This window comes from Paenibacillus germinis, from assembly GCF_013141785.1.
Taxonomy (GTDB): domain Bacteria; phylum Bacillota; class Bacilli; order Paenibacillales; family NBRC-103111; genus Paenibacillus_E; species Paenibacillus_E phytorum.
The window spans coordinates 191,011-211,487 of record NZ_WHOC01000045.1; the positions used below are offsets into that span (position 1 = coordinate 191,011).

Sequence of the window (20,477 nt, forward strand, 5' to 3'; positions counted from 1 at the left end):
GCTACACCTTGATATTCATGATTTTTTGAGTGAGTATATAGCAAGCACCAAGCAGCACCAAGCTCGCTGACATGATAAGTACACCGCTGCCTGTATAAAGTGGAACCATGTATTCCGGAGAAGAGAACGCTAGCACGGCAACAATGACGATCGGAGAAAAGAGCAGCACCCTCGATTCAAAACGTTTCTGTGCGATCATCACGGATATATCCTGTGAAATTTCAAGCTTTTCCCCAATCACCGTAGCAGTTCGTTTCATCACCTCCACCAGATTGCCCCCCGTCCGCTTGCAAGTTAAGAAAACGTCTGTGAAGCTTCTTATATCTTCTAAATGACTGCGATCCGCTAAATTTTTCAGAGCAGCTTCAATGGGCTCCCCATTCTCTACTTTTCGGCAGATAATACTAAATTCAACGACGATCAGGCAAGCGGGGTCTGGATACAGCATTTTCAGATCCTCTAATGCCTCCCTAAACGCTGTTTCAATCGACTTTCCAACCGTCATGGAAGAGGATAGGCAGCTTAGTGCTTGTTTAAACTGTACATACAGTTTGTTTTTACGTAATTGAATTAATTGCTGCTTACGTATACGGGGAAATGCGAAGCCTACCGCTGCCAATGCTGCAGCAAGAACAAAGCTTTTGTAGAAAATGTAACCGACAATGAACGCTGGTAAGGCAAGCATCAGGATAGCACTTACTTTTTCCTTGGAGGTTAGCTGATAGTGGTTATAGTCGATCAAATGGTTAATTGTAGGTGGTTGTAGGTTGGGCTGAGATTCAGTTCTCTTAGATGATCCTTTTCTTCGTTCCAAATACAATAGAAAAAACCAACTGAAAGCTCCACAAATGAGGAGAAGCAGCAAAACCTTCATCCTGCGTCACGCTCTTCCTGAACCTGTGTAAACCAATCCGGCAGCTTCTTGCCGGCCATTCGAATTTTGTGCATGTTGTGCAGCCTGTTTCCGGTATATGCGAGCTCACCAATAACCTTCCGATCCACCGTTTCCCCTTTTTCATTAAAAATGAATAGCGGGTGCAATTGGACCTCGCCATCCTTTACATCTAACACCTCATGAATTTCTGTCACTCTTCGAGTACGGTCACGAATTCTGCTTACATGGACCATAACATCCAACGCTGAGGCAATTTGCTTACGGATAACCTCTACAGGAAGTGGGGCTCCACTGAGCACCATCGTCTCAAGCCGGCTGAGCATGTCAACAGATGTGTTCGCATGCCCCGTGCTTAAACTTCCGTCATGCCCCGTATTCATCGCAGCTAGCATATCTAGTGCCTCCGCTCCACGAACCTCCCCAACAATAATCCGGTTCGGACGCATGCGCAGCGAAGAACGAATAAGCTCTCGAATCGTGATCTCTCCTTTCCCTTCGGTATTGGCATTTCTGGTTTCCATTCTCACCAAGTTAGGTACAGTTTGTATCTGAAGCTCAGCAGAATCTTCGATCGTAATAATGCGTTCGTGCGGGGGAATCCAAGCACTAAGTGCATTTAGAAATGTCGTCTTCCCTGATCCTGTACCCCCTCCAATAAACACATTAAAGCCTGATTCAACCATCACTTGTAGAACTTCTGCTGCCTCCACCGAAATACTTCCCATCCCAATCAGATCCGCCATTAGCAGTGGCTTTTCCGGGAACTTACGAATCGTCAAGGTCGGCCCACTCAGAGAAGCTGGCGGAAGTACAATGTTTACCCTCGACCCATCAGGAAGACGTGCATCGACGATTGGCGTTGCTTGATTCACAATCCGGTTCACTTTAGAAACAATCATCTGAATGAGATCCTCTAGCTTCTCTGCGCTTTCCAATGGATACGGATATCGCTCAACGGCGCCCTTCCTTTCGAAAAAGATGCACTCGTGCCCATTGACCATGATCTCTGTCACGGATGGATCATCGATCAGCGGTTGAAGGATATCCAAGCCCCGAAATGAATCAAAAATTCGCTTTACTAGAGCCTGCATCTCGCTCGAAGTCCAACCGTGCTCTCCTGCTGCGCTGAAAATGGACTGCTCGATAAGTTCAATTAATGTGACATCGCTGACCGTACTGGAAAGATCAATCCTCTCCTTAATCTGCTGTTTCAATGTGAGAAACAAATCATGATTCATGAAGCAGCAGCCCCCTCCCTATCCGAAGAAGAATATCCTTTTCCTATTTGTGTAGCCGTAAACATGTCATACGTCTGTTCTGAAAATAAGCCAGAGTGCCAGATCTGTTCAGGGGTGCTTAAAACTTTCCACTCGGGGATATACGGAAGCTTATACGCTATTTCCTTGCCCAAAACTGAGAAATCATTCGTTTGCTTGCCCGTATATTTATTGATTACGAAATGTAAATTCTGCATGGAACCCATTTGCTTCTGGAGTGCCTCTGTTTTATATAAATCATTCAAATCGTCCCGCACAATCCAGATGATATGATCACTGACATCCAAACTTTTTACAATTCTCGGATGCACTGTAGCTTCTAAATCAACAATGATAAAGTCATACACGTTCAACGAGATCAATGATTCAATAAGCAGACGAACATGCTCACCGCTCATTTCTTGCATCTCCCTGATTTGATCTTTGGGAGTCAGATAATCGATACGCAGCCTAGAATCGTGGGATTTGAGCAGCTGCAGTTTAGGTCCCAATAACTCAGGCGTGCTTTTCATGTAGTATAGAAGCTGTGAAAATCGTCCTAAATCCCCCTGAAGCCATTGAGAGGCTGAACTGACCAACTCCAGGCTGAGATAAAAAACCTGTTCCCCACGAAAAGACAACTGCTTCGCCAAATGGACGGAGGTCATTGTTTTCCCACAATTCCCGCTGCTGCTGTAAACAGATAGAACTCTAGTTCTTTTCGTACCAGGACCCGCATCAAATCTATGCTTTTCCGTATAAAAAGCCTGAAGGCGCGAAATTAATTGGTGCAGGGATTGAAAACGGTATAAGAACGGAATCTTCGTCTCCGCTTCTTTGGAATTTGCAATCGTTTCACTCAAAATCATTTTGCATAAGGATGTACTCCGATTCATCAACAGGGGATAGTACGCCTCGGATAGTAATAAAACACCTTCTAATTGCTGATTCCCAAGTAACTCAATGACCAATTCTATTTTCGAAAAAAGCCTCACTTGAATTCTCTCAATGAACTCAGAAGACCGTATGAAGGCAGCAAGTCTCTCTGCGTAAACGACGTCATCATCTAAAACATAAAGTTGAATTTTATTCATTCCTACCTCCCTTTCCTTATTTCATTCATGAAACATTGGCATACACGCCACTGGCGATTAAGACAAAGCTAATAACCGTAAGCACAATGGCAATGCGAATGGTCGTCTGAACCTTCATGCATCAGCCTCCTTCGCGATTCGGAGAAAACAAAAAAAGCACGCGCCGATTGAGGAGATAAGATCTCCACGATCAGCGGTGCTTCCGCTTGTCCGATTTAATTTATCCAAATTGTACCACATTTTAACAGAAAATCAATCCTTTTATTCCCAAGGGTATTTCATCGTGAAGAAACTAGCCAGCTTCTTACTTTCAACTCTTCGTAGACGTCTCATTTCTGCTCGGTGTGGCGCCGATTCATGCAGCTTCTTCTCTTCTTCCGTTTCTGGAACCACATCTGGAACTTCAACCGGAACTTTATTGTCATCGAGTGCTACGAATGTCAGGAAAGAGGTTGCGGCAATTTTTCTTGCCCCTGTTTTCAAATCTTCAGTTACGACTTTGACGAAAACTTCCATCGAGCTTTTGCCTGTCCATGTCACGAATGACTCCAAGCAAACCGAGTCTGACGTATGTATGGGTGACAAAAAGTCAACAGAATCTGTTGAGGCTGTCACAACAGACCTCCGGCAATGTTTATGTGCAGCAATCGATGCGATATCATCAATATAGGACATCAGCTTACCACCAAAGAGCGTGTTGTGATTATTTACATCGGTCGGAAAAATTCGTGACGTCTTGAAACATCTGGATTCTCTGGCAAATCGTTGTTCCATATGTATTGCCCCCTCTATCTACTTCTAAAAAATGAAATATGAATCATCATAACACAATTAAGGTCGTTTGGTTATAACTTGAGAAACGATTCACAAAATTATTAAAGGGGCTAACTATGCTTTTTGAATCGTGAGAATAATGATTTACTCCCCTTCAAACTGCTTTTTCTAATCGTATCTGCCGGCAGAATTTCTCTAAGTAAAGGGTTAAGTGAATCTTTCAACTTCTCCAAAACCTCAGTCTGATCTTGAATACATTCCCCTTTCCAAACAGCACGCATGACTTCAGTACGCGGAATTTCAGGTAGGGTGCATAACGGTTCTTCCGGAAGCGAATCTACCCACTCATTCCGGAAATGTCCAGGCATAGTGCCGTTCGCCACATAATGCACCTTTTTACCACGCTGCTGATACGTATCAAATCGATTGAAATGTACTCTTGAACTTGGGCGATTACACTTTCCTGGAGAGGCGTCTACAACTACAATGATCTCATCCGCACTATGACAAATTTCTTGAACGGAAGGATCTTCCCAATGCGTGGAGATGTCCCAAATGACGATCGGTTTTTTTATCGTATGTAGAAGTTTGAAGGAATCCGCAGGATGCCATGAGCTTTGAAACCCCTCTGGATGAAGGGGGACCCATGTTGTAAAACCGTTGGTCCATGATGAAATCGTTGCAGACGTTCGGCCACTAATTTGATTAGACGCGAATTGGTAATCCTTAGGAGCCTTGCTATCGCCGTAAAGGAGCATATACAAATCTGGTTCAATTGTTGGCTGCTCAACTAGCGCGTTTGGAATGTGCATGGAATGAAGAATTCTTGCCAGTGTAATCGCCATGAATGTCGCACCTACACCAGCAAATAAACCGCCAATAACAATTAATTTATCAGTTGTTGAAGTGGTATATGGTGTGTGCAGATTTAGAGCTTCTGGGGCTGCTGCAGATTCGGAATAGATGGAACGAAGTCTCATTTTTACTTCCATGGCAGATTGACAACGGTTTTGCGGGTGCTCTTGCAGGAGTAATCGTACGGTGGAGGTTAAGGCTTCTGGTAAATCTGGACGTATCTGTTCCAACGGTTTTTGGGTGATATACGCATACTGGCCGCCCGATAATAAGTAATACAGCATGGAGCCAAGTGTAAATAAATCAGTGCGTGCATCGGTTTGTAAGCCCAAGAACTGCTCGGGAGCTGCAAAGCCAATCGTACCCATTTGCATGGTGTCAGATTGTTTACCGTGTTTGAAGTGTCGGGCAACGCCAAAATCGATTAATCGAACTTGGTTCTGCTCATTCAACATCACATTGGAAGGCTTGAGATCGCGGTAAATAATCGGACGAGGTTGAAACGTGTGCAAATAGTGAAGTAAATCGCATAGCTGAAAGGCCATATGAACAATTTTCGCAACGGGAAGCTCGCGGCCCTTTTCTTCGAATAAATCTTGCAACGTTGGCCCTTGAATATAATCCATTACCAAGAAGCCTTTTCCATCCTCGGTTGTAAAATAATCAACTAACTGCGGCAGCTGTGGGTGCTGTAGCCTAGCGAGCATTTCCGCTTCTTCCAGGAAGAGAGTCATATCATCGGCTTCTAAAGGCAAACATTCTTTCACTGCCCATTTCTTCCCTTTCAGCTTCAAATCTTCTGCTAAATAAACATGACTCATTCCACCTTGACCGAGCAAATCTCCAATTCGATATCTTCCACCAATACATGTTCCAATCAAGCTTTGTTTACTCATCAATAAATAAATGACCCCCTTATCAGGTAAGATTTACCTTGATTATAAGAGGGCCTTCTTTAAAAATCTACATTTTTTTCCACATTCTACGTCTTTTGCAAATAAAGTGTCAATTCTTCCCGATTGTGAAACAATTGTTTGGCTTTAAGCAGAAATAGCGTCGGCTCCAAAATCTTCAAAATATCACGAACCGTTTGGAACGGTTTTTTGTGCATGAGTTTGACCGTAATGATTGCCGTTCCCCCACTTTGTAAGGAATAGAGCAAATCAGCGACTAAACGACCCATTTGACGTGGGTCCCAGCTCATATCACAGACGAGCAAATCAAACTCATTTTCCCGCAGCTTTACTTCGCCAGCATTTTTCTTAAGAATCGTGAGAAGACGGTTACCTTGAAGTCTGGGACTCATGGAAGCAGGGTCAATAGCCGTAACACGCAAGCCACGCTCCAAAAGTAACGATGTCCATCCACCAGGGGCCGCACCAATATCGAGTGCCGTACGAGCAACACTGAAATCAATACCGAATCGTTGTTCCGCTTCCAAAAGCTTGAATTTGGCACGCGAGATTTGATCCTCTTCCTTCATAAATCGGATCGCACCGCCTGACCAATCCGACAAATTGTCGGCAGGCTTGGATAGCCCCACGAATAGCTTCTTGGCGCTAACATACACGGAAATGATTTGATCCGCATACCGAACTACGGGTTCTGCCTGAATCTCTGAAACCAATATTTCATCTAAAGCAGCCTTGACGGTGAAAGGTGCATAAGGTACATCCGCCCGCTCTTCTTTGCGCACTTGGGTGGCTATTTTCTCGCCTGAGCTAATAAGCCCTGAAGTAATGGCTTCTCTTAGCCAAGCCTTGAGATGTTCGATATCCGCATCCGTTCGGCTCAAATCCCAATCTTGACTCACAGGCTGAACATGCCTAAGAAACATAGGCTCCTGCTCTTTAAGCGTTGTGATCGTATCATCTGTACCCTCAGGCACTTCGAATAAAAACACCTCTGTCGGCACCAACAAAGTAAACTTAGTTAATGGAAATAATTTACGAATTTCATCTTGTGCATATTGAGCGAACCCGTGATTTGAGGTACCAATATATGTCGTTAAATGTGTCATAGCCGCATCCTTTATGTAATCTTCTATCTTGATTCAATAACCTTAATCCATGGTCGTTCTTGGAACCATTCCAACGTGATTTCGATCCCAAAAGCTCGATGAATATGTTCCGGAGTCAGTACCTCTTCTTTGCGCCCTGCAGCAATGATTTCACCTTGTTCAATGATAGCAACATGTGTAAATAAAGGGATTATTTCTTCGATATGATGCGTCACATATACGACCGTAATGTTTTGCTTGCTGAGGTCGTTGATATCTGTAAGAAAACGTTCTCTCTCGTATAAATCTAGACCAGCCGCTGGTTCGTCCATAATGAGAATGGAAGGCTTCATCATGAGCGATCTGGCAAGCATGACTTTTTTACGTTCTCCTTGTGAAAGACTTCCTAAAGGCTGATGAGCCAAATGTGGAATGCGAACACGCTCCAACATGACTAGAGCACGATCTTTCACCTCTTGCGGTATTTCCTGATAAAACCGTAAATAGGCATATTCACCAGTAGCGACAACCTCGAGGACAGGGTCACTCAGGTTCAATTTTTCGAATAAAGACTGTGAAATATAGCCGATTTTTTTACGAACTTCCCTCACATCACATTGACCATATCGATTGCCCAGCACGTCTACCGTTCCCCGACTCGGGAACTCGTATCCATTCATCATTTCAAGCAATGTTGTCTTTCCTGAACCATTACGGCCTAACAATACCCAGTGTTCACCTGGCTGAATGTGTACATTCACATCCTGTAAAATATGACGTTCTTCTCTAATAAAATGAATACCGGATAAATGGATCATTTGCGGTCGATTCCTTTCTGACTACGGCTCACTCTTATAAGTCCCTTGTGCAATCTGCATGAGCAAATCGTCAGGAATTCGGTGAGGGTATAGACTCATCCCTTCGGGTTTGGCCGTGTAAAGCACTTGATACATAGCCGTACAGGCCGAGGGACTAGAAGTATGAATATAAATCGTTTTAGGAAATTTAAGCTGTTGAGTCAACCAAATGACGACGTCCATGCCGGTCTCCATCGTAGTCCAACCCAAATCATGATCTAACGATAAAATATCAACATCAAACTCCTGAAGCAGTAAAATGCATTCTTTAACATCTTTGGCTAAAGTAAATCCTTGGGGACAAGGGCGCAAGTCATCTAAGTATACATGAATCATGATCGGATTTCCTTTCCTGTTCATGATGGAATGAATCAAGTACTAGTAATTAAAGATTTCACCAGTGCAATTTCCTGAGCATGTGTACCGTCACTTCCTGAACCTGTTTCAAGAACGATTGGAATTTGCTTCAAAAAGGAAGAACTTAGCATCTGCTGTATATTCTCTCGGCCAATATAACCAGCCCCAATATTCGCATGGCGATCTCGGCGGGAACCATAAGGATGGACGGAGTCATTCAAATGAACAGCTTTCAGATGCGGGAAATAGTCAAGCTGTGTACCCTTGGTCTCAAGCTCTAACCAATTATGCCCCTGCCATAAACCACTTGCAAATGCATGACACGTATCCATGCAAAATCCAATCTTATCTGGAGTTTCACTAAGTTTGCGCACTTGAACCATTTCTTCCATGGTTAGCCCCAGCTGAGCACCTTCACCAGCTTGATTCTCAAGTAAAATCAAAGAAGAACCCTCATATCCCTGAGCAGCGCTATTCAAACATTGTATTATATTTTTATAGCCTTGTAACGGGTCTTTTCCAATATATTTTCCAAAGTGCACCACTAATCCTACCGAACCACAGGCATCCGTAATTTCCAAACCATTCCTCAAAAGCTTTATCATATGCTCGCGTTCAACCTCATCAGCCGCGGGATTCAGGGGGTAAGGAGCGTGTCCTATCGACAAGATGCCGTGTTCTTGGCAAAATTGCGCGCATGCGTTTGTATCCCTTTGATTAACTAATTTGGTAGAAAGACTGCGCGGGTTCATGGGAAAGTATTGAAATGCATTTGCCCCTATAGACAGAGCGGTTTTGGCCGCACCTAAATAACCGCCACGCGTACTAACATGAGCGCCAATAAACATTATGAATCAGCCCTTTCACGCTTGACAATTAGCACAGTAGAAGCATTTGCGACTCGAAACTTCTGTCTTTATTAGAGGATGTCCACAGCGCAAACAAGGCTCCCCTTCTCGATCATACACACGACACATAGCATCAAATTGCCCCGTCAAACGGTCCCCTACAAACAGAGGCTCGTCTATATATCCACCGAATTGAATAGCTTCGAGAAGAACCGAGCGCATGGCTTGAAATAAGCGATTTTGCTCTTCTTCAGTCAGTGAGGACAGTTTACGAATGGGAAGAATGCCCGCATAAAAGCAGATTTCATCCGAATAGCAGTTCCCGATCCCCGAAAGAAACGATTGGTCAACAAAGGATAATTTCAAGTTGCTTTTCTTACTTTTCAATACCTGCTGGAATTGTTTAAAAGTAAAACTGGAATCCAGTGGCTCAGGCCCAAGCTTGCCTAAAAGCAGATCAACCTCAGGCAGTGTGTGCATGTGCAAATATCCTAACCGCAATCCGATGAAATATAAGTGCTTCGTGCCAAAATGGATCACAACCTGCGTTGTCCGGTCCGGCTTCTCTTCCTCCGTGCCATAGAACATCCAACCACCAAGCATTAAGTGCAATAACAAAACTTCACCTGATTCCAAATGAAATAGCAAATGTTTAGCTCTGCGATCTATTCGTACAATACGGTTTCCGGTTAGCTTACGAATGAAACTATCTGGCTCCACATTTAATGATTTCGGACGCGTAACTTCCGCCCCTGTGATTGGCGCACCTTGGATCAATCGCGTCAACTGCTGACGATACGTTTCCATCTCTGGAAGTTCGGGCATGGCACACTCTCCTTGCCGTTTTCTTCCTTGTATATCCAAATGACTGGGAAAGTAAACGGAACTACCTTCAAAACATAGAAGGTCCTTCGTCTTGAGGATGCTATCAAAACTAGTGAAAATGCTTAAATTAGGAGCCTCTAGGAGCTTCTATTTCTAGGCTCATTGATGAAAAATGAAATTTAGCAGTCTCTAGAAGCTCTTATCTAACTACTCACAAGGATTCTAAGTATTGGCGTCCATCCCTTTAAATTAGGCCTTCACTAACGTAAATCGGCTTTACTTTGCGTGTTTTGGTTTTGGTTTTCGCTGTCGATGTGTTATTACTCTTCAAAGCAGGAGATGTCATCTCAAACGAATGAGTTTCCGTTTTCCTCAACTTACTTTTCAATCGGCGGATTCGTTTCTCCAGTGCTTCCTCGACCTCGTTTTGCCTTTTATCTCCACGATGAAGCGAACGGCGGCGCCAGAGCTTCGCCCAAGCTTCCTCAGCGTAAAATATCGCCTGAGCAAAGTTCTTCTCTCGATGCTCGTAATACATCGCTAGCTCCAAATAAGGCTCCAAATGAAGCGCAATGCTCGCGTTTTTGATAACGATCCAGCGGTTCCATAATTCAACTGCGCGAAGATATTCACCATTCTTCTTGTAAAAGGCAGCTAATAGAAGAATGGCTGATTCTTGATCAGCTGGATTAGATGATTCCAGATCATTCATTAACCTAGCAAACAATATATCGAAGTAATTCTCTGAAATTGCAGAACGGCCCATTTTGTCTAGCCATACACCTGTTCGGAACAGTTCTTCTAGTTCGAGTTCGGGATCAAGTTCAATTTCTCCACTCACTAATTTGCCGAAATGTATAGCAAGTGCAGCTAAAGTAACGATATCGTGCTCATTATGAACGAACACACCTTCAAGTACGGATGGATTTTTCTCCGCCAAATATTGAAAATATAAAGCGGGTGCCATGGACCCCGGCACATCATCTACTCGCTCAAAACCTAGTCTGCTCTCTTCAACTTTGCTCAAACGGCAAGATGGCAGCGTGTTTCGCCACAGGCTTCGCGAGGGGTAAAGGAGATCAAGCTGAAGCAGCTTCCCATCGTCCAATTGGAGTCGATTAAGAACATAGCGATTCTTTAGAATAGGCCAATCGAACGTTCGGCCATTGTAGGAAATGATATGCGTGAAGCGGTCGAGCAGTTCTTGCAAGTAAACAAGCATAGCATGCTCTTCCGCTGGGTTGCGAATCAAGAGCTGTTCTACCGTGAACAGCTCACCGGTATAAAAGCCGATGCCGACCATGAACGGCACGTTGCCTGCACCAACGCCGAGTCCGGTCGTTTCGGTGTCGAAGAAGAGCAGCTCTTCGAGCCGGACGACGGCGTCACGGTCGTGAAAGCAGGACAGCTGCTGCGCAACATCGGCCAGCTCCCGCAGCCGATACTTGCCGTGCACGCTGTCCGCGCCGTACACACGGCGCCGCATGACGAACGAGCCGGCTGGGCTCGTTTCTACATGGGCGCCGAGCTGCGCCCACTCGCCGTCTGCCACAGGCAGGGTCGGCGGTGCAACCTGAGCCGCCGAAGGTCCCCGCAGGCGGCCCAGCCTCTCACGGAGCCCGCTCATCGGGCACCGCCTTCGAGCTGCGGAACAACCCGAATGTCCATCGGATTGCACATCAAATACAGCGGAGCCAGATGCGACAACCGAATAGGACCGAAACCTATGTTCCAATTCTTTTTCAAACGGATTTTTATGTAGTAGGCTACAGAACCACGCATTTATAATCCCTCCATTAAAAGAAGGGATTTTTTCTTTGCGTCCATCCCTTCTATTTCAGTTCCAATACATGAAGGGCAGCCATCTTCACAGGGGCATTTTCGAATTAAGTTTCTGGCTGCTTCTTTTATTTCGTCGAATCGTTTATATACGTCTTCCGCTAATCCGATACCGCCGGGGTAATGGTCGTATATAAATATCGTAGGCAGCTGCGAATGTTCTGCCCTTATTTGTGAAACTACGTGAATGTCGCTACGGTCGCACATGACAAGAATGGGTACGATATGCCTTATTACATTGGATATTCCCATTAATAGCTGCTCTAGTGTTTTTGTTTCTAAAGCCGGGTCAACCTCATTTATTTCTACCCAGGTCGCGCTGGTATGGAGTTCTTCTTCCGGAAGCTTAATCGGGCCGTATCCAATATTTTCGAAACTGGTCAAACGGATTTTTTTAAACATGGTTGCCATAACATTAACTGCAGCGTCGCCGAAATGAATTGACGTTGTTCGCCTTTTTCCCGTTCGGTCTATAGATAAGACTTTTAGCTTTACTGCCAGGTTCGCGTCGGTGTAATACTCTACATCGACTTCCCGTACGTATGCCTTCTTATGTTCCCAGTCTAATTTTTCTACTTGAAACTGTACTCCCTCATGTAGATAGATAGCTTCGTCGTGCAAAAGGGTCATGGCGCTATATCTGTCCATCTCGCCGATAATTTTTACGTTCGCTACGTCGGACTGGTCGATAATAACTACATTTTCCTGCGCTGCGGACCGAAGACTTACTTCATGGGCAGGAAATGACTGACTGGCCCAGTAAAACGAATCCCCAGCATGTGTAAGTACCCTTTCTTCTACTAGGTATTCCAGTATGTCTGTTATCTCCAATGGACCGAATTCTTCCCCAATTTTCACAGGAAGTTCATACGCTGCACATCGTAAATGATCTACCAGGATTAATAAATTTTCCGGGTTAATTCTTGCCGATTCCGGGGAACGTTCGAAAAAGTATTCGGGATTTAAGACGAGATACTGGTCTATAGGGGTATTGCTGGCAACCATAACGACCAGGGCTTCCCCATGCCGTCTTCCAGCCCGGCCTGCTTGCTGCCATGTACTAGCGACGCTCCCTGGATACCCCGACATGATACAGACTTGCAGCTGCCCAATGTCTACCCCAAGTTCTAAAGCATTCGTACTTACTACGCCTAAAATTTCCCCGTTCCTTAATCCTCTTTCAATTTCCCGGCGTTGATTCGGTAAGTAGCCGCCCCGGTATCCCCTAATGGATTTAGCCCCTAGTTCATTTTTTACTAGTTGTTGTAGGTGACTTAGTATTAACTCAACTCTTACCCGACTGCGGGCAAAAACAATGGTCTGTACTTTATTTGATAAAAATTCTTTGGCTAACTGGTTTACTTCTACTGTTGCGCTTTTCCGAATGTTTAACGACTTATTTACAATTGGCGGGTTATAGAAAACAAAATGCTTCCTTCCCCTTGGTGCGCCGTTATCGTCAATTAGCCGCATAGGCTTTCCTGTAAGCTGTTCAGCTAGTTCCTTCGGATTTGCTATAGTTGCAGACGTGCAAATGAAAAGTGGATTGCTGCCGTAAAATTTGCAGATTCGTTGTAATCTACGTATAACATTTGCTACATGGCTGCCGAAAACGCCCCTGTACGTATGTAGTTCGTCAATGACAATGTATTTAAGATTACTAAATAAACTGACCCATTTCGTATGATGGGGAAGGATTGCGGAATGTAACATATCTGGGTTAGTAATTACAATATGCCCTACTGTTCTTACAAGCTGCCTAATTGCTGGGGCAGTATCGCCGTCATATGTAAAGCTTTTAATATCAATGCCCATTTCACTAATGATTTCGTTTAATTCGCTTTTTTGATCTTGCGCTAGGGCTTTCGTTGGGAATAGGTAAAGTGCACGGCTTCCGTCGTCTTCGGCTACTGCCTGTAATACGGGAAGGTTATAACAAAGTGTTTTACCTGAAGCAGTTGGAGTAACAGCAACGATATTTTCACCTTTACGTACAGTTTCATAAGCTGTGTGCTGGTGAGTGTATAACTGTTCTATTCCTCTTTGAGCTAATGCAGCCTTTATTCTTAGGTCTACGCTTTCAGGCATTGAACGGGTCTTTGCTTCTTGCGGTTCAACTTCATGCCAATTAACTATATTTTCATTACTTTTTAATCCTTGTATTAAATCCGATAGGGATTTTTTTCTTATCATATTTTCACCACTCCGCATAGAACGATTGTTCCCCTATTATAAACGTCTCACACAAAATAAAAAAGCCCCATTTATTTACTAGGGCCTCTTTAATACGTTCGTATGTCTACATAAGATCGGATGAATCATCATAATCATACCGAATTCCGTCATGATCGGCGCTGGCAAGCTGAGCATTCACACGAAGGGCTTGTTCCGCACTTTCTTGCATTTTGAGCAAAACTTCATGATAATCTCTTGAACGATGCTCTTCCCTATCATGTTTCATTGCTGTTCTTAGCGCTCTTTCAATGATAATTACATCATGACTAGTAAAATTCACGGTTACTCGCACCTCTTCTTGGTCCTTCATTTCATAACAACTAGTTTTGCCATATTCATGAATACCCATACAATTAAAGGGTAATTTCAGAAACTCGTAATCCACTTTGAAATCAGGTAATATTAGGAAGATTACAAAATAAGGAGGAATTCATAATGACAACTTCTTTACCTGCTGAAGTCGAATCCCATCGTCAACCTGACCACGAAATCAATCCCCAATTCCTAACACGGTGGTCGCCACGCTCCTTTACCGACCAAGAAGTGACAGAAGATGTTCTCCTTAGTCTTTTTGAAGCCGCTAGGTGGGCACCTTCCAGTAGCAACTTGCAGCCATGGCGCTTCATTATTGCCCGGACACCCGAGCAAAGAGCCAAATTCTACAACTTCATTATGCCCGGCAACCGAGAATGGTGCGAAAAAGCTCCCGTCCTCACCCTTGTCATTTCACATACCAAAACGCCAAAAGGCGGCGATAACCCAAGTCACGCGTTCGATGCTGGTACAGCTTGGGGCTACCTCGCCCTAGAAGCCAACAATCAAGGTCTAATCACTCACGCTATGGGCGGATTCGATCGAAATCAAGCCCGTGAAGCCCTTCAAATCCCTGAAGAGTACGATATTCATGCTGTTATCGCCATTGGTTACCGCGGCCCCGTCAGCGCTCTCGATGAGAAGTTCCAAGAACGCGAAATCCCATCAAGCAGACGAGAGTTAAGTGAACTTTTATTCGGTGGAGATTTTGGTCAGACCCTTTAAGTTTATGAAAAAAGAACACTTCATCACGAGTGAAATCGTGTCATGAGGTGTTCTTTCTTTTTATAAGAATATTCAACTTTGTCCATTCATTTTAAATCTATCAAACGTACGGCGGATCCCAAGCCTTCTTATCCCAACCGAGCGTGTCGCTGACCACATTCATATCCCGGTCCAGCAGCACATTAACGCCGAAAGGGAGCTTGCGTTTGTGCCAAAAGCGCACATCGCGCCACTGCACTTCATAGCCGTCGTTCTTCTCTTTCCAACACACGTGAATCCGTTGCGCGAAATGCAAGAAGGCGCGAACGCCATCCGTGGCCATGGTAGCCTGAACAATAGGATGAGAATCGTTCTGATTGTAATCCGCTTTGCTGTACTCCTCTTGAATCATTACGCGACCATGCCTAATCTCTCCTAGATAGAAGCATTTGTTACCCTCAAGAACAAACTGCCACCCAAACCAACTTAGGCTCGGAATGAGATGACAGATGCCATCTGCGAGGTTCAATTCTCTTTTTACGAGCTTAACGAATCGATTGCGCTGCGAGGATCTTATAGCAATATAGAGGAAGGTTGCCGCATACATCAAAGCGAACATTTCTCCGATATGACTGCCACCATTTCCATGCCAAATGAACAACCATAGCAGGACACCAACGCCATGAAGACCAAATAAGAATGGTTCATAGAGACAGAGGGTGTCAAGATGGAACCATTTCTGAGAAAATGGACGGAAGCACTGAACGCCATACACATTGAACAAATCCAGAAATACGTGGAACACGACAGCTGCAAAAGTCCATAGATATAAGCTAATCAGATGCTCCCACACACCAAACATGGCAGCAAGGGGCAGACTTAGAAGGATTGGCCAAATGAACAAAGCCGGCAACGAATGTGTGATTCCGCGATGTACACGAACGTAATTCGCATATCCTCTCAGACGTGCAAAGGTGTCAAAATCAGGGGCATGCGAACCAATGAGTGTTCCTGCAAGTATGGCATGAGCCAGCGCAGGTTCCTGCGCAACAGCCGGTTCCAAACAAGCCAATCCCGCTAACGTGACGCCGAACAATAAGTGGCTTCCTGTGTCCATGTGTCGATCACCAATCCTTTTGGTCGTTGTGTGAGTCATCCTGCTGCTTCCGCGGTCAAATCTATACTCCCGATCGCATCGTTACTTGTGTTATCGGCAGCTAATGATGGAGCCTTCTCCCATCGTTCATGAACATTAAACCAATAAAACCATGCCGAAGGCTGCTCACGGATAACACGCTCCATGAACGCATTCAATAGCAAATTAGCCTCTGCACGTTCTGAACGTCCTGAACGTCCTGAACGCTCAAATTGTTCGTGTAAACGCATTGGGAATCCAAAAACTAACCGATGTTTAAACCCTTGAACGCGATATCCGTAGAAAGGTACAACTGGCACACGATGCTCAAGCGCTATCATGGCTGCACCTTCAGGTGTACGAGTTAGTCGGCCAAATAGCCTGGATAAAGGAAATGTCGGTCTCCAGAAGTCACCAAGGATGAAAATAATCCCTCCGCTCTGCACATGCTTTTTCAATGTACGATATAGCTCCAATGGGGGGACACTATCGTAATCTAAGCCATTACAGCCCATAGCGGCGAACTTCATATACAGAGGTTTAAGTTCGGGACTTCCCGCTGAAGCCACCGTTAAGCAATCGAATTTCTTAGTCAAATACCAATAATAGTTGAAAAAATTGCCAACATGCGGTGCATAGACAATGAATCCCTTTCCCTTCGCTTGTCGCTGTGCATCCTCCAGATGTTCCTCACCTTGCACGTCAAAGTGATTAGCATGAAGCTTTTTCAACCGAGCAGAAAGGAAAAGAATTTCATAAAGCGTAAACACTACATTTTGAACATAATGCTTGGAGATAGCCTTTAATGAGCTCTTAGGCATTTCACCAAGTAAATCTATTAAATTGTGTTCCACTCGCTTTAGAAACCCTTTTCGGAATGCCCTATAAAGCACAACCGCTAACATAGAACAAGCAGCCGACATCATCCATATGGGAAAAACGCGAAGCACTCTCTCGATGCGAAGTAACCTACGTTCATTCAATGTCAGCTTGGAAATCCATTCATACAAGGTAAGTCCTCCTTTCCTACTTAAGTAGTCAGAAAGTGGCGTTTATATCGACGTGTAACGCGATCTTTTTGTAAAACAATAAAGAAATCTACGGTCTCAAACAGCTCATCATATGCCGGGTCTCCGCCAATCTCCGCTCCAAGCCATTGATAGCCTTTCATCAGAGGCGGCAGTTTACGGAACAGCTCTTTTTCATTGCCATCAATTTCCATTCGAGCAAGGCCTGGGATACGATGCGTGGCAAGCGGTTCAATACCGAATCGGTCTGTTATCACCTGCTTATGGCGCAGCATCGAGTAGATCAAATTGAGCTCCTCCAGATCACCCACATGCACACTCGCACAACCAATTAAATGTGTATAATTCCGCTCGCTAATATAACCAGCAATACCTTCCCAAAGGAGTTGAATTGCTTTTCCACCACGATATTCGGGAGCAATACAGCTCCGTCCAAGCTCCAGCGTTTGACTTTTCAAATCTGAATAGGCAGTAAGATCAAATTCAGTTTCGGAATAAAATCCAATCCCGCTCAAAGCTCGATCCCCAGGAAGCAACCGATAAGTACCGATCACTTGCTCGGTTTCGATATCTTTCACAATGAGATGATCACAGTAAGCATCGTAGACGTCTTGTTCAAGCCCCTGCTCATTCAGCATCCTCATGTTCTTCTCTTCCTCGACGAAAACTTGATACCTAAGTCGCATAGCCTGCTCAATCTCTTGTGCGCTGCTTGCAAGCCTTACCGACAGCTTGGCATGCTGGGGCGCCGTATTCAGAAGTGGTCCACTCATCTTCCTCACGCCTTTCAACTGGAGTCTTATAACTCAAGGTTAGCAGAGGATTATTAAGTGTTCGTTTTCGTGTTATTAAGAATTTGTAATATTTCGTGAATGACTCACTACTTTCCATATTTTTGGATGCAAAAAAGAACAGAGCTCTTATAACGAGCTCTGTTCCTCAACATGTACGGCACTATTTTAACCACATGTAAATGGGTATAAATAAAATCGAAGTCATAATCCCACAAATCCCCATGGATAATCCAGCAAATCCACCCTGCTGTTCAGAATCCTTGAATACTCTGGCTGTTCCAATGCCATGAGCCGCTGTCCCAATTGCAATGCCAATCGAGATATCATCTCTAATTCGAAACCAACGCAAGATCCGAGTACCAAACATACTGCCCAGCAGCCCAGTTAAAGTGGTTAATACCGCTGTTAATTCAGGAATCGCGCCTAACCGCGCGGCTATTTCAATAGAGATGGCTGAGCTTACCGATTTGGGAAGCATACTTAGGATAATGGACTGGCTTCCTCCCAATAACCCCACAATGACGGCACTTGCTGCAATGCCCGTAATAGAACCCGCTAGAACACTTATCAAGACACGCGCCAAATTTCTACGTATCAATTCTCTGTATTTGTAAAGAGGTACACCTAACGCAACTGTTGCAGGCCCTAATAAAAGCGTTAGCACGTCAGCCCCTCGTTTAAAGTCCTCATAAGGAATACGAAAACTTACAAGTACAATGATAATGAACCCCGTACAACTAAAAAGAGGATGCATAAACCGCCATCTTTGGTACAACAAATTGGCTAACGCATAGCTGATTACACTTAGAGAAAGACCAAACAATGGATGCTGCAGTATGCTATTCGCCATGTTTAGCACTCTCCTGTCCTATCTTTGACGATACCCAACCTGTTACTACAAGTACAGCCACCGTTGCTCCGACAGTCCCGCCGCAAATGGCAAGCCAATTAGCTCCAATGATCGGAATAAATGCTAGTACGCCAACCGTAAAAGGAATAAAAAAGAGCATCATATGCCTCGTTAACAGTGAAGCCGCTTCTTCCACCCAAGTTAGCTTGACGAGCTTAGTAAACAAAGCCGCGGTAAAAAGAATGAGCCCGATCACGTTGCCTGGTAGCGGCAGGTGCAGGCTCAACTGAATCACATAACCTAAGAAATTAAAGCCTAGTAATATAGCAAAGCCGAGCATAACAATTCTCCATTCCAGCTGCGAGCAGCACTATCCTGAGTCTCTGTAATAATTTCGTATTTCCCTAAACATAACAAAAAAAATCGAGGACATAAAAATAGAAAGCAGCACTTCGGCAAGTGTAATTTCCAAGTATGATCACCTCGGTTGACATGGGATTTTGTTTATTGTATGAGGGAAATCAGGGAAATTGACTTCTTAAAAAGTGAATAATCTGATTGACCTTGTGGAATCGTATAACAGGATGTCAATCTATCGCCTCAAGGGAGGGAAGAAATACTATGGCAAAGCCAGACAATCGCGAAGATAATCCAGCCCGTTTGCAGAACGCTATCGATCATACGATAGCCAATCTGCACGAAGCTGAGGACTACTTGGACGAACATGCTGATGAAATAACTGCCGAGGAAAAACAAAGCATCGAATCCAAGAATGAACGCCGCAAAGAAAGCATCAGCGGTTTCATCGAGGAGAAAAAAGACGAAACGAACAGATAAGAAAAGTGAGAAGCCCCTTCCATAATTGGATGAGGCTTTTCTTTTTTACCCTTTGCGCGGTACTTCAAAGCTCCAGAAATCTTTAGCTATATAGCTATTGCTGTGAATCTTCTGAGCCTCTAACAAAAGCTCCATTACGGCATCCCCCTGGTATCGCGAGCTTATATGCGTCATGATCAGCGCATTCGCTCCCGCTTCCTGAGCAGTTCTTGCCGCGTCAATTGAAGTGGCATGATCAAACGAATACGCAAGCTCCTGCTTATCCATGGCGAATGTAGCCTCGTGCACAAGTACATCAGCGCCTCGTGCCAAGTGCTGAGCTCCGCTGCAGTAGCGCGTGTCCCCAAGAATTACGACGATGCGTCCAGGTATCGGCGCTCCTAGAAAATCAATCCCATGAAGCGTACGACCATCCTCCAACTGGACGGATTGGCCTTGCTTCAATTTACCATACAGCGGACCTGCTGGTATGCCGAGTTCCGTTAGTTTTTCCTGCATAAGCTTGCCTGGTTGATCCTTCTCTACGATCCTGAAACCGAAGCATTCGATACGATGCTCTAGTCGTGCCGTCTCGACTTGGAAGCTTTCATCTTCGAAAATCAGTCCTTCTTCCTCGATTTCCACGATCTGCAGCGTATACGTTAAATGAGCCCCGCTTACGGAGAGCGCCGTCTCAACAAAGCTCTTGAGACCCCGGGGTCCATACAGCATAAGAGGTGTATCCCCTCCTAAATAGGAACGACTCGTCAACAAACCAGGTAGACCATACAAATGATCCCCATGCAGATGCGTGATGAAAAGCATCTCCGTTCGTCCCAATTTCACTGGAGAGTTCAGAATCTGCTGCTGCGTCCCTTCTCCACAGTCGAACAGCCAGTAGGTTCCACGTTCATCCAACAGGTTTAAAGCGATTGAGGTGACATTTCGTTGTTTGGAAGGCATTCCCGCCCCCGTACCCAAAAAATACAAGTCCACGATCTAA

General features: G+C 44.7%; 22 protein-coding genes. 2 read left to right on the top strand and 20 right to left on the bottom strand.

Annotated elements, in window-relative coordinates:
- Position 1: 1 nt before the first annotated feature.
- From GC102_RS09240 to GC102_RS09305, 14 genes are all read right to left on the bottom strand, one after another.
- On the bottom strand, positions 2-874 hold the full coding sequence (locus tag GC102_RS09240; protein WP_171689237.1) for a type II secretion system F family protein: 873 nt from the start codon (positions 872-874) through the stop codon (positions 2-4).
- Complete coding sequence (locus tag GC102_RS09245; protein WP_171689238.1) at positions 871-2,133, bottom strand: TadA family conjugal transfer-associated ATPase; 1,263 nt, start codon at positions 2,131-2,133, stop codon at positions 871-873. The genes GC102_RS09240 and GC102_RS09245 overlap by 4 nt, the downstream gene beginning before the upstream one ends.
- Entirely contained in the window at positions 2,130-3,245 is a 1,116-nt protein-coding gene (locus tag GC102_RS09250; protein ID WP_171689239.1) for a nucleotide-binding protein, read from the bottom strand. Before GC102_RS09250 ends, GC102_RS09245 begins: the two co-directional genes overlap by 4 nt.
- Positions 3,246-3,506: 261 nt before the next feature.
- Positions 3,507-4,019 carry an acyl-CoA thioesterase gene (locus GC102_RS09255; RefSeq protein WP_057302375.1) on the bottom strand — a complete coding sequence of 171 codons (513 nt, stop codon included), beginning with the start codon at positions 4,017-4,019 and terminating at the stop codon, positions 3,507-3,509.
- 110 nt (positions 4,020-4,129) lie between these two features.
- Positions 4,130-5,770 (bottom strand): serine/threonine protein kinase, encoded by a 1,641-nt coding sequence (locus GC102_RS09260; RefSeq protein WP_171689240.1) that lies wholly within the window; start codon positions 5,768-5,770, stop codon positions 4,130-4,132.
- An 86-nt stretch (positions 5,771-5,856) separates the two neighbouring features.
- Complete coding sequence (locus tag GC102_RS09265; protein WP_171689241.1) at positions 5,857-6,894, bottom strand: SAM-dependent methyltransferase; 1,038 nt, start codon at positions 6,892-6,894, stop codon at positions 5,857-5,859.
- 23 nt (positions 6,895-6,917) lie between these two features.
- The gene (locus GC102_RS09270; RefSeq protein ID WP_171689242.1) at positions 6,918-7,691 is read right to left on the bottom strand and encodes an ABC transporter ATP-binding protein; all 774 of its coding nucleotides are present in this window, start codon (positions 7,689-7,691) and stop codon (positions 6,918-6,920) included.
- A gap of 21 nt (positions 7,692-7,712) precedes the next feature.
- A complete protein-coding gene (locus tag GC102_RS09275; RefSeq protein ID WP_171689243.1) occupies positions 7,713-8,066 on the bottom strand; it encodes a cyclic-phosphate processing receiver domain-containing protein in 354 nt (117 codons plus the stop codon).
- Between the two features lie 35 nt (positions 8,067-8,101).
- Positions 8,102-8,935, bottom strand: coding sequence for a deoxyribonuclease IV (locus GC102_RS09280; RefSeq protein ID WP_171689244.1), 834 nt, complete (start codon positions 8,933-8,935; stop codon positions 8,102-8,104).
- Positions 8,936-8,950: 15 nt separating this feature from the next.
- Positions 8,951-9,760 (bottom strand): Fpg/Nei family DNA glycosylase, encoded by an 810-nt coding sequence (locus GC102_RS09285; protein ID WP_171689245.1) that lies wholly within the window; start codon positions 9,758-9,760, stop codon positions 8,951-8,953.
- Between the two features lie 244 nt (positions 9,761-10,004).
- Entirely contained in the window at positions 10,005-11,387 is a 1,383-nt protein-coding gene (locus GC102_RS09290; protein WP_171689246.1) for a ribonuclease H-like domain-containing protein, read from the bottom strand.
- Positions 11,384-11,542, bottom strand: coding sequence for a hypothetical protein (locus GC102_RS09295; protein WP_171689247.1), 159 nt, complete (start codon positions 11,540-11,542; stop codon positions 11,384-11,386). The genes GC102_RS09290 and GC102_RS09295 overlap by 4 nt, the downstream gene beginning before the upstream one ends.
- Positions 11,543-13,789 carry a DEAD/DEAH box helicase gene (locus GC102_RS09300; protein WP_171689280.1) on the bottom strand — a complete coding sequence of 749 codons (2,247 nt, stop codon included), beginning with the start codon at positions 13,787-13,789 and terminating at the stop codon, positions 11,543-11,545.
- Between the two features lie 109 nt (positions 13,790-13,898).
- Positions 13,899-14,114 (bottom strand): hypothetical protein, encoded by a 216-nt coding sequence (locus GC102_RS09305; RefSeq protein ID WP_063892015.1) that lies wholly within the window; start codon positions 14,112-14,114, stop codon positions 13,899-13,901.
- Between the two features lie 155 nt (positions 14,115-14,269).
- On the opposite strand from GC102_RS09305, the gene GC102_RS09310 reads away from it, so the two are divergent.
- Positions 14,270-14,872, top strand: coding sequence for a nitroreductase family protein (locus GC102_RS09310; protein WP_171689249.1), 603 nt, complete (start codon positions 14,270-14,272; stop codon positions 14,870-14,872).
- Positions 14,873-14,972: 100 nt separating this feature from the next.
- Here the strand turns inward: GC102_RS09310 and GC102_RS09315 are convergent, their stop codons facing one another.
- From GC102_RS09315 to GC102_RS09335, 5 genes are all read right to left on the bottom strand, one after another.
- A complete protein-coding gene (locus GC102_RS09315) occupies positions 14,973-15,968 on the bottom strand; it encodes a metal-dependent hydrolase (protein ID WP_171689250.1) in 996 nt (331 codons plus the stop codon).
- A gap of 35 nt (positions 15,969-16,003) precedes the next feature.
- Positions 16,004-16,996: a lysophospholipid acyltransferase family protein gene (locus GC102_RS09320; RefSeq protein WP_171689251.1), complete on the bottom strand. Its 993-nt coding sequence runs from the start codon at positions 16,994-16,996 to the stop codon at positions 16,004-16,006.
- A 20-nt stretch (positions 16,997-17,016) separates the two neighbouring features.
- Positions 17,017-17,787 (bottom strand): GNAT family N-acetyltransferase, encoded by a 771-nt coding sequence (locus GC102_RS09325; RefSeq protein ID WP_171689252.1) that lies wholly within the window; start codon positions 17,785-17,787, stop codon positions 17,017-17,019.
- A gap of 181 nt (positions 17,788-17,968) precedes the next feature.
- Positions 17,969-18,658 carry an LrgB family protein gene (locus GC102_RS09330; RefSeq protein WP_171689253.1) on the bottom strand — a complete coding sequence of 230 codons (690 nt, stop codon included), beginning with the start codon at positions 18,656-18,658 and terminating at the stop codon, positions 17,969-17,971.
- Entirely contained in the window at positions 18,648-18,998 is a 351-nt protein-coding gene (locus GC102_RS09335; RefSeq protein WP_171689254.1) for a CidA/LrgA family protein, read from the bottom strand. The genes GC102_RS09330 and GC102_RS09335 overlap by 11 nt, the downstream gene beginning before the upstream one ends.
- Positions 18,999-19,279: 281 nt before the next feature.
- Here GC102_RS09335 and tlp point away from each other — a divergent pair, with 281 nt between their 5' ends.
- Positions 19,280-19,495 carry a small acid-soluble spore protein Tlp gene (gene tlp, locus GC102_RS09340; RefSeq protein ID WP_047677018.1) on the top strand — a complete coding sequence of 72 codons (216 nt, stop codon included), beginning with the start codon at positions 19,280-19,282 and terminating at the stop codon, positions 19,493-19,495.
- Positions 19,496-19,540: 45 nt separating this feature from the next.
- On the opposite strand, the gene rnz is transcribed toward tlp, so the two are convergent.
- Positions 19,541-20,470, bottom strand: coding sequence for a ribonuclease Z (gene rnz, locus GC102_RS09345; RefSeq protein WP_171689255.1), 930 nt, complete (start codon positions 20,468-20,470; stop codon positions 19,541-19,543).
- Between the last annotated feature and the right edge of the window lie 7 nt (positions 20,471-20,477).

Excerpts from the sequence above, each read along its gene's own strand:
- GC102_RS09255 (WP_057302375.1), bottom strand. The coding sequence starts at position 4,019 with ATGGAACAACGATTTGCCAGAGAATCCAGATGTTTCAAGACGTCACGA.
- GC102_RS09285 (WP_171689245.1), bottom strand. The coding sequence starts at position 9,760 with ATGCCCGAACTTCCAGAGATGGAAACGTATCGTCAGCAGTTGACGCGA.
- GC102_RS09265 (WP_171689241.1), bottom strand. The coding sequence starts at position 6,894 with ATGACACATTTAACGACATATATTGGTACCTCAAATCACGGGTTCGCT.
- GC102_RS09270 (WP_171689242.1), bottom strand. The coding sequence starts at position 7,691 with ATGATCCATTTATCCGGTATTCATTTTATTAGAGAAGAACGTCATATT.
- GC102_RS09295 (WP_171689247.1), bottom strand. The coding sequence starts at position 11,542 with ATGCGTGGTTCTGTAGCCTACTACATAAAAATCCGTTTGAAAAAGAAT.
- tlp (WP_047677018.1), top strand. The coding sequence starts at position 19,280 with ATGGCAAAGCCAGACAATCGCGAAGATAATCCAGCCCGTTTGCAGAAC.
- GC102_RS09260 (WP_171689240.1), bottom strand. The coding sequence starts at position 5,770 with ATGAGTAAACAAAGCTTGATTGGAACATGTATTGGTGGAAGATATCGA.
- GC102_RS09310 (WP_171689249.1), top strand. The coding sequence starts at position 14,270 with ATGACAACTTCTTTACCTGCTGAAGTCGAATCCCATCGTCAACCTGAC.
- GC102_RS09250 (WP_171689239.1), bottom strand. The coding sequence starts at position 3,245 with ATGAATAAAATTCAACTTTATGTTTTAGATGATGACGTCGTTTACGCA.
- GC102_RS09275 (WP_171689243.1), bottom strand. The coding sequence starts at position 8,066 with ATGATTCATGTATACTTAGATGACTTGCGCCCTTGTCCCCAAGGATTT.
- GC102_RS09315 (WP_171689250.1), bottom strand. The coding sequence starts at position 15,968 with ATGGACACAGGAAGCCACTTATTGTTCGGCGTCACGTTAGCGGGATTG.
- GC102_RS09240 (WP_171689237.1), bottom strand. The coding sequence starts at position 874 with ATGAAGGTTTTGCTGCTTCTCCTCATTTGTGGAGCTTTCAGTTGGTTT.
- GC102_RS09330 (WP_171689253.1), bottom strand. The coding sequence starts at position 18,658 with ATGGCGAATAGCATACTGCAGCATCCATTGTTTGGTCTTTCTCTAAGT.
- GC102_RS09335 (WP_171689254.1), bottom strand. The coding sequence starts at position 18,998 with ATGCTCGGCTTTGCTATATTACTAGGCTTTAATTTCTTAGGTTATGTG.
- GC102_RS09245 (WP_171689238.1), bottom strand. The coding sequence starts at position 2,133 with ATGAATCATGATTTGTTTCTCACATTGAAACAGCAGATTAAGGAGAGG.
- GC102_RS09325 (WP_171689252.1), bottom strand. The coding sequence starts at position 17,787 with ATGAGTGGACCACTTCTGAATACGGCGCCCCAGCATGCCAAGCTGTCG.
- GC102_RS09290 (WP_171689246.1), bottom strand. The coding sequence starts at position 11,387 with ATGAGCGGGCTCCGTGAGAGGCTGGGCCGCCTGCGGGGACCTTCGGCG.
- GC102_RS09280 (WP_171689244.1), bottom strand. The coding sequence starts at position 8,935 with ATGTTTATTGGCGCTCATGTTAGTACGCGTGGCGGTTATTTAGGTGCG.